The following is a 14,405-nucleotide window of genomic DNA, read 5'->3' on the forward strand; positions in this document are numbered from 1 at the left end:
TCAGAGTGCGATTCCGGTGAGCACCAGGGTGCGTTCCTCGGTGAAGTCGTCCATCGCGGAACGGACGCCTTCCCGGCCGGTGCCCGAACCCTTGACGCCGCCGTACGGCATCTGGTCCGCGCGATAGGACGGCACGTCGCCGACGATCACGCCGCCGACCTCGAGTTCCGCCGCCGCTTCGAACGCCACGGTGACGTCGCGCGTGAAAATACCCGCCTGCAATCCGAAATCGGTCGCGTTGACCTGGTCGAACGCCTCCTGCACCGAGTCGACCACGGACACCGACAGCACCGGGCCGAAGACCTCCTGGTGCCACACCCGCGCCTGCACCGGCACGTCCTGGAGCAGGGTCGGCGCCACGGTCGCGCCCTCCCGCTGCCCGCCCGTGTGCAGCACCGCGCCCAGGGACACGGCCTCCTGCACCCACTCCTCGACGCGCTTGGCGTTGGCCTCGTCGATCAGCGGCCCGACCTCGACCTCGGGGTCGTGCGGGTCGCCGGTCTTGAGCGCCTTGACCGCCGCGACCAGCTTGGGGATGAACTCGTCCGCGATGTCCCGGTGCACGACGACCCGCTGCACCGCGATGCACGACTGGCCCGCCTGGTAGTTGCCGAACGTCGCGATCCGCGCCGCCGCCCGGTCCAGGTCCGGCCAGTCCGGCAGCACGACCGCCGCCGCGTTGCTGCCCAGCTCCATGAGGACGTGCTTGCCCGGCGCCGCCTCCGTGATCGCCTTGCCGACGCCGGTCGACCCGGTGAACGAGATGATCGGCAGTCGCGGGTCCGTGATCAGCTTGTCCATGTCACGACCGCGCACGGGCAGTACGGAGAACGCGCCCTCGGGCAGGTCGGTCTCGGCGAGCAGTTCGCCCAGCAACAAGGCCGACAGCGGCGTGGCCGACGCGGGCTTCACGATCACCGGCGTGCCCACCGCGAGCGCGGGTGCCACCTTGTGCGCCACGAGGTTGAGCGGGAAGTTGAACGGCGCCACCGCCAGCACCGGTCCGCGCGGCTGGCGGCGGATGATCGCCATCCGGCCCTCGCCGTTCGCGTCGGTGTCCAGGCGCTGCAACTCGCCGACGTAGCGGCGGGCCTCCTCGGCGGCGAAGCGGAACGTGTTCGCGGCCCGGCCCACCTCGGCGTAAGCCCACTTCAGCGGCTTGCCGTTCTCGGCCGTGATGGTCTCGGCGATCTCCTCGACCCGCTCCTCCAGCAGCCGCGCGACCTTCTGCAACGCGGAGGCGCGCACGTGCGCGGGCGTGCGGCGGAACTCCTTGGCCACGGCCGCCGCCGCGGCGATCGCCTGCTCGACCTGCGCCGGTGACGGCACGGCGACCGTGGCGACCTCGGTGTCGTCGAACGGGTGGGTGACGGTGATCGAGCCCTCGCCCTGCTCGGGGCGCCCGGCGATCCAGCAGGGGCGGGGCTGGGGGGTGGTCGCGTCCATGGCCCCCACCGTAGGCCGCGCGCACGGCGGGTGTTATTCGGTGGGCGCACAACTCCGGTGAGCGGCGGCCCCGCCGCGTCTGACATGCTTCACCTGCGCGTATTCGCCCCGACGAGAGGTTTTGACAGCAGTGGCCGACAGCAACAACCGTCCCGTACTGGTCGTGGACTTCGGCGCGCAGTACGCGCAGCTGATCGCCCGCCGGGTGCGTGAGGCTCAGGTGTACTCCGAGGTCGTGCCGCACACCGCGACCGCCGACGAACTGCTGGCCAAGGACCCCGCCGCGATCGTGCTGTCCGGCGGCCCGTCCAGCGTCTACGAACCGGGCGCACCGCAGGTCGACCCCAAGCTGTTCGAGCTGGACGTGCCGGTGTTCGGCATCTGCTACGGCTTCCAGGCCATGGCCCGCGCACTCGGCGGCACGGTCGCGCACACCGGCACCCGGGAGTACGGCCGCACCGAGCTGACCGTCGGCGGCACGGCCGGCGTGCTGCACGACGACCTGCCCGCCGGCCACCCGGTGTGGATGTCGCACGGCGACTGCGTGACCGAGGCGCCCGAGGGCTTCACGGTCACCGCCGGTTCCGAGGGCGCGCCCGTGGCCGCGTTCGAGGACCGCGAACGCCGGTTCGCCGGCGTCCAGTACCACCCGGAGGTCGGCCACTCGCCGCACGGCCAGGAGGTGCTGCGCCGGTTCCTGCACGACATCGCGGGCATCCGTCCCCAGTGGACGACCTCGTCGATCGTCGACGAGCAGGTGGCGCTGATCAAGAAGCAGGTCGGCGACGGCAAGGCCATCTGCGGCCTGTCCGGCGGCGTGGACTCGGCGGTGGCCGCGGCCCTGGTGCAGCGCGCCATCGGCGACCGGTTGACCTGCGTGTTCGTCGACCACGGCCTGCTGCGCGCGGGCGAACGCGCCCAGGTCGAGCGGGACTACGTGGCCGCGACGGGCGTGAAGCTGGTGACCGTGGACGCGCGTGAGCGGTTCCTCGGCGCGCTGGCGGGCGTCACCGACCCCGAGCGGAAGCGCAAGATCATCGGCCGCGAGTTCATCCGCGTGTTCGAGCAGGCCGAACGCGACCTCAAGGCCGAGGGCGACTACCGGTTCCTGGTCCAGGGCACGCTCTACCCGGACGTGGTCGAGTCCGGCGGCGGCGCGGGCACGGCGAACATCAAGTCGCACCACAACGTGGGCGGCCTGCCCGACGACCTCCAGTTCGAGCTGGTCGAGCCGTTGCGCGCGTTGTTCAAGGACGAGGTGCGCCGGGTCGGCACCGAACTGGGCCTGCCCGAGACGATCGTGCAGCGCCAGCCGTTCCCCGGTCCCGGTCTGGGTATCCGGATCATCGGCGAGGTGACCGCCGAGCGCCTGGAGATCCTGCGCAAGGCCGACGCCATCGCCCGCGAGGAGCTGACCTCCGCCGGTCTGGACAACCAGATCTGGCAGTGCCCGGTGGTGCTGCTGGCGGACGTGCGCAGCGTGGGCGTGCAGGGCGACGGCCGCACCTACGGCCACCCGGTCGTGCTGCGGCCGGTGTCCAGCGAGGACGCCATGACCGCGGACTGGACGCGCCTGCCCTACGACGTGCTGGAGCGGATCTCGACCCGGATCACCAACGAGGTGGCCGAGGTCAACCGCGTGGTGCTGGACGTGACGAGCAAGCCGCCGGGCACCATCGAGTGGGAGTGAACGCGGGAAGGGCCGTCCACAGTGTGAACTGGTCCCCGAAAGTTGGACGGCCCTTCTTCCTTCCGCGAGGTCAGCGCTTGCGCCGGGCCGCGCCGGCCAGCAAACCGATGCCGATCACCATCGCACCGCCCGCCAGCAGCCAGCGCACGTCCAGGAACGCCGGCCACGACTTCCCGTCGGAGAGCATGTAGGCGGCGGCGACCAGGGCCGAGACCCCGAACACCAGCCCCACCACGTCGACTCCCCGGTTCGTCTCCACCTCAGCCACGGGTCACCATCACCTCTCCGACGCCGGCACGCACGTCCAGCTCGATCTTGAGTCCGCCGGGACCGTCGGCCCCGCTGTCCACGACCCGCTGTTCGCGGTCCGCGCCGTCCTGCTTGTGGTCCAGGCAGTCGAACGAGCCCAGTTCCGCCGCGCAGGTGACCGTGACGTCCGCGTTCTCGGGCACGAACACCTGCGCCGTCCCGACACCGACCTCGACGGTCGTGCGCACCGACCCGGTCGTCGGCAGCTCCCGCAGGTCCACCACGACCTCGCCCGCGTTCGTGTCGTAGCGGGGCTGCACCTGCTCGATCGACGTGGGCGTGTCCCGGTAGTCGCCGATCCGCTCCGAGCCGAACGACGACCCGTCGATCGACGTCATCCCGACGCCCGCCAGGGCCAGCGGCACGACCAGCCAGATCAGCCCGCGCGCACCGCCCCGGAACGCGCCCACCACCAGGCCCAGGCCCAGCACGGCGACGACGAGGCCGAGCACGTGCGGCGCGGTGAACCACGCCGCCGAGTCCGAGGCGATCGCGGAACCCGCGACCACGAGCATCACCAGGCCGAACGTCACCTTGCCCACCCGCGAGCGGCGCCGGCGTACCGGCGGCGGGGGCGGTTCGTACACCACGGCCGGCGTCGGCTCGGGCAGGTCCCACGCGAACGGCGCCGCGCCGAGCGGGTCCCACGCGGGCGGTCCGGACGGCGTCGCCGTCGGCGGGACGGTGGCGTGCCGATCGGTCCGACCGTCGGCGGACTGGTCCATGGTCACCTCCGGGGTCGGGGCCGGCCGGTTGAGCGCGCCCCGGTTGCGGTGCAGCAGGTAGACGCCGCCGACGGACAGCAGCACGCCGGCCACCATCGTGAAACCGCCGTCGACGAAGAAGCCGGTGGCCGGGAACACCGCCAGGCCGAGCAGGATCGTCAACGGGGTCGGCGTCGAGCTGCGGCCCCGGCCCAGCAGGGCCTCGGCCGGCGACACCTGGTCGTCGCTCTGCGCGAGCCACAACCAGCCCAGCAGGTAGATGAGGAAGCCGGCACCGTTGCACAGCGCCATGGCCACGAACGCGATCCGGACGATCACCGGGTCGATCCGGTACCGCTCACCGATACCCGCGGCGACGCCGGCGATCTTGCGTCCCGCCTGCGGTCGCCTGGGCCGACTGGCCCAGAAGTCCTTGAGCGTCTCCTCGACGCCCGCCGTGCTCAGGTTCCCGCTCACGATGACGAGCATGCTCGCCGCGGGCGCGGCACACATCGGGGAGGCACCCTGAACCGGGCATCGGGTGGAACCCTGATGTAGGGGCTCCCCGTCCGTGTGACCATCTTGGGGTGAGTTCGCAGGTGGAGACGACGCGCCAGTACACACCCGTGCGCCGCCGCCGCACCGGCCGGGTGGTCTCGGGCGTCGCGGGAGGCATCGCCGACCACATCGGCGTCGAGGTGTTCTGGGTCCGCGCGGTGTTCGCGGCGTTGACCGCGTTGAACGGCGTGGGCGTCGTCGCCTACGGCCTGCTGTGGTTGTTCGTGCCGCAGCCGCCGGTCGGCACGCCCGAGAGCACGCCCGAGCCCAAGGAACGCCAGCAGGCGCTCGGCCTGGTCGCGCTGGGCATCGGCGCGGCCGTGCTCACCGGCCTGCTGACCGGTCCGGTCAACGGCTGGATCACCGGGCCGCTGGCCGTCGCCCTGGTCGGCGCGGCCGTGGTGTGGCGCGAGGCGGACGAGGCGCAACGCCGCCGCTGGCGTGACGGCGCCCGTTCGGGCCTGCTCGGCTCGGGGCGTTCGGCGATCATCCGCGTCGGCGCGGGCGTGGCGCTGGTCGCCATCGGCATCGGCGTGCTGCTGATCAACAACTACGGGCTCGACCAGCTCCAGTTCGCCCTGGTGGCCGTGGTCGCCACGCTCGGCGGCGTGGGCGTGCTCACCGTTCCGCTGTGGCTCAAGCTGATCAACGACCTGGGCGAGGAGCGCCGGGTCCGCATCCGCACCGAGGAACGCGCCGAGATCGCCGCCCACCTGCACGACTCCGTGCTCCAGACGTTGGCGTTGATCCAGAAGCAGGCCGAGAACTCCCGTGAGGTCAAGCGCCTCGCGCGCGGCCAGGAACGGCAGTTGCGCGACTGGCTCTACGGCCGTGACGCGGTCGAGGGCGACTCCCGGCCGACCACGGTGTCGGCCGCGGTCGCCAAGGCGGCGGGCGAGGTCGAGGACGCGTTCGCGTTGAGCGTGCAGCAGGTCGTCGTCGGCGACTGCGAACTCGACCACAACCTGGTCGCCCTGATGAACGCCGCCCGCGAGGCCATGGTCAACGCGGCCAAGCACGCGGGCGTGGGCGAGATCAGCGTGTACGCCGAGGTCGAGCCCGAGAAGGTCGCCGTGTTCGTGCGCGACCGCGGCAAGGGCTTCGACCCGGACACCGTCTCCGAGGACCGGCATGGCCTCGCCGACTCCATCCGGGGGAGGATGGACCGGCACGGTGGCGAGGTCAGGCTGCGCACCGCCCCGGGCGAGGGGACGGAAGTGCAGCTGATGATGCCCAGGAGAGCGGAGGCCAGGACATGACGGTCCGGGTGTTCCTCGTCGACGACCACGCGTTGTTCCGGGCGGGTGTCCGCGCGGAACTCGACTCGATCACCGACGAGATCGACGTGGTCGGCGAGGCGGGTTCGGTCGGCGAGGCGGTCGCGGGGATCGGGCACCACCGACCCGACGTGGTGCTGCTCGACGTGCACATGCCCGACGGCGGCGGTGCCGAGGTACTGCGCCAGGTGCGGACGGCGTTGCCCGAGGTGGTGTTCCTGGCCCTGTCGGTGTCCGACGCGGCCGAGGACGTCATCGCGGTGATCCGGGCGGGTGCGCGCGGGTACGTGACGAAGACGATCTCCAGCCAGGAGCTGGTGCGCGCGGTCGTGCGGGTGGCGGAAGGCGACGCGGTGTTCAGCCCGCGCCTGGCGGGCTTCGTCCTGGACGCGTTCGCCGACCGGCCGGGCGCCGCGCCGATCAGCGATCCGGAACTGGACCTGCTGACCCCCCGCGAGCGGGACGTGTTGCGACTGCTGGCGCGCGGTTACGCCTACAAGGAGATCGCGTCCGAGCTGTTCATCTCGGTCAAGACGGTCGAGACGCACGTGTCGAGCGTCCTGCGCAAGACCCAGCTTTCCAACCGCTACGAGTTGTCACGCTGGGCCTCCGACCGTCGTCTGGTCTGAACGGGTCGTCCGGCCCTCGGACCCCCTGCGTGTCCGAGGGTTGGCGGCCGGCGGTCAGTTCGTGACGAGCTTGGCCAGCTCCCGGTCGAAGTCGATCCACAGGTCCTCTTCACCGGGCTGGACGACGTCGTAGGTCATGTCCAGGAACTCGGCGACGGCCTCGGCCTCGGCGGACAGGATCGCGAAGCCGGTGGGCGCGTTCAGCTCGACCAGGACGCGCTCGGCGTCGTCGGCGGCCGGGCGGACGAGGATGTCGCCCTCGCCGGACGGGGTCAGCAGGCCGTCGGCGAGCAGGTCGCGGGCGAAGATCCACTCGACCTTGCCCTGCCCGGTGTGGAACAGGACGGCGACCGCGTACGGGTCCTCGGGCTCATAGTGCAGCTCGGCCTCGACGGGTGTCGGCGCGACGCCGGGCACGAGGAGGTGGAACGTCGTCGTGGTGGTGATGCTCTCGGTGCTCATGTGCTGTGGCCTTCCCGCTCGGACTTCCGCTCTCACGAGAGGAGACGCCCGAGAACGCGGATCGGGACGTGGTTCTGCCGAACACCACGCGATCGGGGGAGGCCCTGCCCTCAAGTACACCCGTTTGCCCAGGTCGCTTGTCTCAGCACGGTTTACCGCCAAGTAACACAGCGTTATCCGGGATCACTTGCGCGTAGTCGCGGGCTCCTCGACCGGGGTGACGGCCGTCGCAGGCTGCCTCCGGGTGAGCGCCACGCCGACCAGGACGACCAGCATGCCGGCCACGACGCGCAGGTTCAGCTCCTCGTCCAGGACCGCCGCGCCCAGCAGCACGGAGACGACCGGGAGCAGGTATCCGACGGTCGTGGCGTTGGTCGGGCCCTCGTCCTCGATCAGCCGGTAGTTGATCATGTACGCGAGGCCCGTGCCGAAGACGCCGAGGATCACCACGGCCAGCACCGACCGCCAGTCCGGGTGCATCGGCTGGAGCCCGCCGACCGGGACGACCACGGCGGTGAGCCCGGTCGCGGCCACGAGCTGCGCGGACGACAGGCCGATCGACGACAGGCCGCGTCCGGACAGCGTGCGGCCGATGTAGGTGTAGGCGACCGCGTACGACGCGGCGGCGGCCAGGCAGGCGAGCGCGCCCCAGCTCGCCAGGCCGCCCTTCTGCCACGGTGCGAAGATCAGCAGCGTGCCGACGAAGCCGAGCAGCAGCCCGGCGAGTCGGACCGGGTTGCGGTTGCGCTCGAAGCCGAGCGCGAGACCCAGGGTCAGCGTCCACAGCGGCGTGGTGGCGTTGAGCACGCCCGCGACCCCCGAGTCGACGCTCTGCTCGCCGATGCCGAACAGCACGAACGGGATCAGGTTGGCGAACAGCGCCGCGACCGCGAGGTGCCCCCACACCCGGCGGTCGCGCGTGAGCCGGTGGCCGCGCGAGTAGGCGAGCGCGACGAGCACCAGCGCGCCCAGGACGGTGCGCCCGAACGCGATCTGCACGGGCGAGAACCCCGTGAGCGCGATCTTGATCCAGAAGTAGCTGGACCCCCACAGCAGGGCGAGTACACCCAATCTGACCAGCGTGCCCCGGTTGTTCACAGGCCTTAGAGTGCGCTACACAAAGCATCAGCACAAGTGAATAGAACTGCATGACAGTTAAGTTCAACTGTAAGGTCGGGCCAATGCTGGACGTACGCCGCCTCCAAGTCCTCCGAGCCGTCGTGACCACCGGTTCCATCACCGCCGCGGCCACGAACCTCGGCTACACCCCGTCCGCCATCAGCCAGCAGGTCGCCGCCCTGGAGAAGCAGGCCGGGCTCGCCCTGCTCGACCGCGTCGGCCGGGGCGTCCGGCCGACGGTCGCGGGCCGGCTGCTCACCGAGCACGCGGGCCGCATCACCGAACGGATCGTCGAGGCCGAAGCCGCCCTCGCCGACCTGCGCGCCGGCCGCACCGGACGGCTGCGCGTCCGCTACTTCGCCACGGCGGGCGCCGCCCTCGTGCCGCCGGCCGTCGCCGCGTTCCGCACCGGGCACCCCGACGTGCAGCTCGACCTCAAGCTCACCGAACCCGACGACCCCATGGTCGAGGTCGAGGCCGGTCGCGCGGACATCGCCGTCGTGATCCCGGTACCCGGCGTCGCCGCACCACGCGGCGTCCACCTGGAACACATGCTCGACGACCCGTACGTCGCCGTGCTGCCGCGTGGGCACGCCCTGGCCCGCAAACGCGTCGTCGACCTGGCCGACCTCGCCGACGAGCCCTGGGTCGACGCGGTCGTGCCGCCCGGACCGTGCCGCGACATCGTGCTCGACGCGTGCGCGGGCGCCGGCTTCAGCCCGAACATCGTCGTCGAGGCCGACGACCACCCGACCGCGCAGGGCTTCGTCGCCGCCGGGCTCGGCGTCACCATCGCGCCCAGGCTCAGCCTCGACGTCGTGCACCACGGCGTGGTCGTGCGCCGCCTGCGGCACCCGGAACCCATGCGGACCATCTGCGTGGCCGTCCGTGACGAGGCCGTCGGATCGCCCGCCGTGACCAGCCTGATCGAGGCGCTGAAGACCGCCGGGAGATCACACGGGCAAGAGCGTCGTTCACCTTGACAGGCGCTTGCTCGTCCCATCGCGTGGTGCGCGCACGATTGCGGCCCACGCGCCGTCGATCACGCGTACAACGAACGGACCCTGTGTACTCGAAAGGCGGCCGACGATGACCACGATCCTGCCGAGCAGCACGTCCACGGCGTTCCGCGCCACCGTCGGCGCGATCTTCGCCCACCACCTCGCCGCGACCGCCCACGCCGTGGAGATCGGCTGCACGGACGGCGACCGCGAAGGCCGCCACGTCGACCCCGCCGGGCCCTACCCGCTGCCCAGCACGTCCACGCTGGACTCCGTGCCTCGGCTGCCGGGCGTGCGGCTCGACGACGGCGAGGCCGACTCGCGGATGCGCGTACTGCTCGCGTCCCTGGAGGAGACGGTCCAGTGCGTCCGCCACGACGTGCAGGTGCGGGCCCAGGACGTGGCCAACCGGTACCACCACGACCAGGACGCGCACGCGTTCCGGATCGACGTCGAGGAGCTGAAGGCGTTCGCCAAGGCCGGCGTCGACCAGGCGCTCGAACGCTGGTTCGCGTCCGTGTCCGACCTCGGCGACCGGTTCCCGCTGGCCCGCGACCGCGTGCTCGTCACGACCCAACGGGTCGGCGGGCTGGTCACCGCGTTCGTGATCGGCTTCGTGAACTTCGCGACCGACCTGGCCAACACCGTGCCCGACCGCGGCGCGCGGGCCTACGAGAAGGTCACCGACTACTTCGAGACCGTCTCGTCCGGCCTGCGGCACGCGTTCCGCGGCCTGCGCTGATCAGACCTGGAGCTTGTCCTGGCGGGAGATGTACAGGGTCGTCGACGCCCACTTGAGGATGAACAGCTTGCGGTCCTTGGTGACCGACTTGTCCTTGTTCGTGACCTCGTAGGTGACGTCGTACGCGTAAGGCCCGTGCATCGCGAGGTTGGTGATCTTGACGCCGGTGACGTCCTTCCAGGACTTCGCGTACGCGTCCTTGCCGCCGATCGCGGACTGCATCTCCGGCGCGAGCCGTTCCCAGCCGTTGTCGACGTCCTGGGGCAGCACCGCGAAGTAGTCCCGGACCGCCTGCTCCTGCTGGTCGGCCGAGGGCTCGGCGGTGATCGTCTGCATCGGCGGCGGGGCCTTCTTCGACGTCGTCGTCACGGACGGCTCGCCGCCGCCGGCCGGCTGGGTCGTCGACGTGTCGGCGCCCGCCTTCGACTCGGGGCCGCCGTCGGACAGCATGCTCGCCAGCAGGATGCCGACCACGGCCGCGCCCGCGATCGCCAGCGCGGTGAACACCGTGGACCGCTTGCCCCGTGCGGGCGGCGCGGCCTTCACGGCCGGGCGCGGCGCCGGCCGGTTCGGCGGTGCCTGTCTCGGCGGCTGGTTCAGGACCGGGTTCGCGGCGACCCGCGTGGCGTTGGGCTGCGGCTTGTTCTGGGCCGGCGGCGGGCCGACCGGACGCGTGGCGGCGGTCTGCGGCGTCGACACGGGCTTGCCCTGCCACGACGGCGGGTGCGTCGGCGGCACGGCCACCGGGAACTCCGGCGCCGACCGGCCCGCCGCGACGGCGGCCAGCGCCTCGCGCGCCTCTGCCATCGTCGGCCGGTCCTCCGGCTCGGCGCGCAGCAGGCGCATCAGCAGCGCGGTCAGCGGACCGGCCTGCTTGGGCGGCTGGACCTTGCCCGCCGCGACCTGGTGCAGCAGCGCGATCGTGTTCTCGTTCAGACCGAACGGCGGCGTGCCCTCGATCGCGGCGTACAGCGTGGAGCCCAGCGAGAACACGTCCGAGGGCGGACCCGGGTCGTAGCCCTTGGCCACCTCGGGCGCCAGGTAGGCGGGTGTGCCCGCGAGCATCCCGGTCGCGGTGACGGTGACGTCGCCGGTCGCCCGCGAGATGCCGAAGTCGGTGATCTTGACCGTGCCGTCGTTGCCCAGCAGCACGTTGCCCGGCTTGATGTCCCGGTGCACGATGCCCGCGTTGTGCGCGGCGGCCAACGCCGAGGCGACCTGGGAGCCGATCGACGCCACGTCGCGCGCGGACAGCGTGCCGCGTTCGGACAGCACGGTCGACAGGCTCTCCGACGGCAGGTACTCCATGACCAGCCACGGCTGGCCGTCGTCCTCCGCCACGTCGTACACGGCGATCGCGTGCGGGTGCTGGAGGCGGGCGGCGATGCGGCCCTCGCGCATGGCGCGGCGCTTCGCCTCGTCGGTGTCCGCTTCGGCCAGGCCGGGCTGCAACAGCAGTTGCTTCACGGCGACAGTGCGGTGCAGGCGCTCGTCGTGTGCCTGCCAGACGATGCCCATCGCTCCGCTGCCGATCCGCCGGCCAAGGCGGTAGCGGCCGGCGACCAGGCGGCCATCGTCGGTCACGGCTGCTCCCAGTGCGGTTGTACGGCTGTGGCGACCAGCCACTTGGACAACAACGGTGCTTCACCCGATCGGGGTTCGCCACCACCTTACGGTGGTCAGCCGTTCCCCTGTACCGGTGTGGTCGTTACCGACGCAGGAGGCACGGTCGTGGTCTGTGTCGGCTTCTGGCTGGTCGTGGTCGGCGGCGGCGTGGTCGTCGTCGTGACCGCACGGGTCGTCGTCGTCGGCTCCTCGGTCGTCTCGACCGTCCGCTCGGTGGTCGGCACCGTCGTGACCGGCGCGGTCGTCGTGGTCGGCACCGCCGTGCTGGACGAGTTGGTCGCCGGCGGCGTCGCCGGGTCCTTCTGCTTGGTGTCGAACACGTCCAGGGCCACCAGCAGGATCGTGATCAGCAGCAGGAGGCCCAGCGTCACGGCCACGATCACCAGCGGCAGGTTGTTCGAGGGTTTTCGCGGCGGCGGCGCGACGACCGGCGGCAGCGCGTCGGCCGTGCGCGGGTGCGTGCGGTTGTTCGGCCGGACCACGTGCGTGCGGTCCGAGTCCAGGACCGTGGTCGCGGTCGCCGGGCCGAGCGGCAGCACGCCCGGCGTGCTCGCCGGGCGCAGACCGGTGAGCGTCGGCGGCCGGCCGTTGGCCACGGCGTTGAGCAGGTCGCGGGCCTGGGCCATGGTCGGGCGGTCGGCCGGGTCGTAGTTGAGCAGCCGCAGCAGGACGTCGGTGAGCGGGCCCTCCTGCGACGGCGGGTTGATCCGGCCGGCGGCGACCGCGTGCAGCACGCCCAGCGTGTTCTCGGACAGGCCGAACGGCGGCTCGCCCTCGTGCGCGGCGTACAGCGTGGAGCCCAGCGAGAACACGTCGGACGCGGCCGACGGGTCCTGGCCGCGGGCGATCTCCGGCGCGAGGTAGGCGGGCGTGCCGGCGATGAGCCCGGTCTTGGTGACCGTGACGTCGTCGCTGGCCCGGGAGATGCCGAAGTCGGTGATCTTGACCAGGCCGCTGTCCGCGAGCAGCACGTTGCCGGGCTTGACGTCGCGGTGCACGATCCCGGCGGCGTGGGCGGCGGCCAGCGCGGCGGCGGCCTGCGCGCCGATCCGGGCGACCTCCAGGTCGTCGAGCGGGCCGTGCTCGGAGAGCGTGTCGGCCAGGCTGTCCGACGGCAGGTACTCCATGACCAGGCACGGAGCGCCGTTCTCCTCGACGACGTCGTAGACCGCGATCGCGTTGGGATGGTGCAGCTTGGCGGCGATCCGGCCCTCACGCATGGCGCGCTGGATGGCCTCGTCCTGCTCGGTGGCGTCGAGGCTGGGCTGGAGCAGCAGTTGCTTGATCGCGACGATGCGGCCGAGCCGTTCGTCCTGGGCACGCCAGACGATGCCCATGGCGCCACTGCCGATCCGGTCGAGGAATCGGTAGCGCTCGGCGATCAGCCGGCCGTCGGTGCTCATCGGACCACCCCGCTGGGACGCTGCGTGACCGGCGCTTGGGCGGCAGGTCTCACGCTCGGGCTCCTCGTCGTGCGGATCGGGGTGGCGCCGGTCGGCGCGCTGGTCTGGACCGGGGCCGGTTATGCCCGCAGAGCCTACCTCGCGGTCCGCTGCCCCATTCGCCCCGTTGCGCAGGTCACGCGAGCGCCGGTCCGCCGGGGAAGGGATACCCGATACCGGCCCGTAAGGTCACCAATTCGGGTGAAGATCGCCAATTTTGCCTCCGTCCGGACCAGTCCGGACGGAGCGGGGGCGCGGGTCGTCCGGTCGTCCCGCGAATGGCCGCGACCCAGGGTTTCCGATCGGTCACCGGGGGTGTCGGCGTCGGGGTTCAGGACGCCGGGGCGAAGAAGTCGAACGCGCCGATCGGGTCGAGCGAGACGCCCAGGACGCTCGTGGGGATCAGCGGCGTGGCGGAGGGTTCCGCGGACGGCGCTGAAGAAGGCTCCGAAGAAGGCGCTGCAGAAGGCACCGAAGGCTCGGTCGACGGCGCCGACGACGGACCGCCGGTCGGGGCATCGGGTGCGGAGGCCGGCGTGGACGAGGCCGTGGTGGTCGGGTTCGCCGGCGGGTCGGTCGTCGTCGGCGTGGTGGTCGTCGGGGCCGTCGTGGACCCGGGTGTCGTCGTGGTCGGCGTCCCGGTGGTCGGGGGCTGCGTGGTGGTCGGCTGCGGCTGCTGGGAGCGCGGCCGGTCGACGGTCTGCCGCGGCTGGTCCTCGACCGTGGTCCCGGTCGTGGTCTCGGCCGTCGTCTCCTCGGTCGTGGTCGACTGCCGGACCTCGGCCGCGAGGTCGTTGCCGATCGTGTTGGTGCCGCGCGCGGCGGGCCGGGTGTCGTAGCGGACCTCGGCGGCCGGGCGCTCGTCGGGCGAGGACAGCCACTGCGAGGCGGCGAACGCGACCGTGCCGCACAGCACCACGCCGCCGCTCGCCAGCGCGACCAGCTTCGGCACGGACATGCCGCCGCCGCGCTCCTCCTCGCCGGCGCGACCTTCGCGGCGCAACAGCTCGGTCACGTGCAGTTCGCGGCCGGACAGTCCACGGCCGGGCAGTTCTCGGCCGGGCAGTTCTCGGCCGGGCAGTTCTCGGCCGGGCAGGTCGGTGCGGGGGGAGGCGATCCTGACGGTGCCGGGCTCGTCGTCCTCGATCCGCGGGATCGGCTGCGTCTCGGCCTCGCGCCGGGCGATGAGGTCCGCGACCGACAGGCGGTCCGTCGACCCGTCCAGCCGACGGCGTTTGTCGTCGTTCGACACCGCAACTCACCCTTCCCGGAGCGAGCCTCGCGCTCACTGACCGGGAACATGGATACCGAATCGTGACCGAATCCGTAACCCCTTTGGCGGAAGTTTCCTTATCAAACGTCGATAAATGGAACTTTCCGTGACTGCAATCGATCCCAGG

13 protein-coding genes are annotated in these 14,405 nt (G+C 71.9%); 5 read left to right on the forward strand and 8 right to left on the reverse strand.

The genetic code is table 11. The annotated features are described in order from the left end of the window. Entirely contained in the window at nucleotides 1-1,446 is a 1,446-nt protein-coding gene (locus tag F4559_RS01610; RefSeq protein ID WP_184665808.1) for an aldehyde dehydrogenase family protein, read from the reverse strand. Nucleotides 1,447-1,576: 130 nt separating this feature from the next. Here F4559_RS01610 and guaA point away from each other — a divergent pair, with 130 nt between their 5' ends. Further along, a complete protein-coding gene (gene guaA, locus F4559_RS01615; protein ID WP_184665809.1) occupies nucleotides 1,577-3,136 on the forward strand; it encodes a glutamine-hydrolyzing GMP synthase in 1,560 nt (519 codons plus the stop codon). Nucleotides 3,137-3,206: 70 nt separating this feature from the next. Here guaA and F4559_RS01620 read toward each other — a convergent pair whose 3' ends face one another. Beyond that, on the reverse strand, nucleotides 3,207-3,404 hold the full coding sequence (locus F4559_RS01620) for a hypothetical protein (RefSeq protein ID WP_184665810.1): 198 nt from the start codon (nucleotides 3,402-3,404) through the stop codon (nucleotides 3,207-3,209). After that, the gene (locus F4559_RS01625) at nucleotides 3,397-4,626 is read right to left on the reverse strand and encodes a PspC domain-containing protein (protein ID WP_312865429.1); all 1,230 of its coding nucleotides are present in this window, start codon (nucleotides 4,624-4,626) and stop codon (nucleotides 3,397-3,399) included. The genes F4559_RS01620 and F4559_RS01625 overlap by 8 nt, the downstream gene beginning before the upstream one ends. A gap of 110 nt (nucleotides 4,627-4,736) precedes the next feature. Here F4559_RS01625 and F4559_RS01630 point away from each other — a divergent pair, with 110 nt between their 5' ends. Then, nucleotides 4,737-5,966, forward strand: coding sequence for an ATP-binding protein (locus F4559_RS01630; protein ID WP_312865430.1), 1,230 nt, complete (start codon nucleotides 4,737-4,739; stop codon nucleotides 5,964-5,966). Next, nucleotides 5,963-6,613 (forward strand): response regulator, encoded by a 651-nt coding sequence (locus F4559_RS01635; protein ID WP_184665812.1) that lies wholly within the window; start codon nucleotides 5,963-5,965, stop codon nucleotides 6,611-6,613. Before F4559_RS01630 ends, F4559_RS01635 begins: the two co-directional genes overlap by 4 nt. A 54-nt stretch (nucleotides 6,614-6,667) precedes the next feature. On the opposite strand, the gene F4559_RS01640 is transcribed toward F4559_RS01635, so the two are convergent. Both F4559_RS01640 and F4559_RS01645 read right to left on the reverse strand, forming a co-directional pair. Next, nucleotides 6,668-7,075 (reverse strand): SsgA family sporulation/cell division regulator, encoded by a 408-nt coding sequence (locus F4559_RS01640; RefSeq protein WP_184665813.1) that lies wholly within the window; start codon nucleotides 7,073-7,075, stop codon nucleotides 6,668-6,670. Nucleotides 7,076-7,258: 183 nt separating this feature from the next. After that, a complete protein-coding gene (locus tag F4559_RS01645) occupies nucleotides 7,259-8,173 on the reverse strand; it encodes a DMT family transporter (RefSeq protein WP_184665814.1) in 915 nt (304 codons plus the stop codon). An 83-nt stretch (nucleotides 8,174-8,256) separates the two neighbouring features. On the opposite strand from F4559_RS01645, the gene F4559_RS01650 reads away from it, so the two are divergent. Beyond that, on the forward strand, nucleotides 8,257-9,177 hold the full coding sequence (locus F4559_RS01650; RefSeq protein ID WP_184665815.1) for a LysR family transcriptional regulator: 921 nt from the start codon (nucleotides 8,257-8,259) through the stop codon (nucleotides 9,175-9,177). A gap of 106 nt (nucleotides 9,178-9,283) precedes the next feature. Continuing rightward, entirely contained in the window at nucleotides 9,284-9,937 is a 654-nt protein-coding gene (locus F4559_RS01655; protein WP_184665816.1) for a hypothetical protein, read from the forward strand. Here the strand turns inward: F4559_RS01655 and F4559_RS01660 are convergent, their stop codons facing one another. The 3 genes from F4559_RS01660 to F4559_RS01670 all read right to left on the reverse strand — a co-directional run bounded on the left by F4559_RS01660 (nucleotide 9,938) and on the right by F4559_RS01670 (nucleotide 14,257). After that, complete coding sequence (locus tag F4559_RS01660) at nucleotides 9,938-11,521, reverse strand: serine/threonine-protein kinase (RefSeq protein ID WP_184665817.1); 1,584 nt, start codon at nucleotides 11,519-11,521, stop codon at nucleotides 9,938-9,940. A 95-nt stretch (nucleotides 11,522-11,616) separates the two neighbouring features. Then, nucleotides 11,617-12,966, reverse strand: coding sequence for a serine/threonine-protein kinase (locus F4559_RS01665; RefSeq protein WP_184665818.1), 1,350 nt, complete (start codon nucleotides 12,964-12,966; stop codon nucleotides 11,617-11,619). 370 nt (nucleotides 12,967-13,336) lie between these two features. Next, nucleotides 13,337-14,257 (reverse strand): hypothetical protein, encoded by a 921-nt coding sequence (locus F4559_RS01670; protein ID WP_184665819.1) that lies wholly within the window; start codon nucleotides 14,255-14,257, stop codon nucleotides 13,337-13,339. Between the last annotated feature and the right edge of the window lie 148 nt (nucleotides 14,258-14,405).

The organism is Saccharothrix violaceirubra (assembly GCF_014203755.1).
GTDB lineage: Bacteria > Actinomycetota > Actinomycetes > Mycobacteriales > Pseudonocardiaceae > Actinosynnema > Actinosynnema violaceirubrum.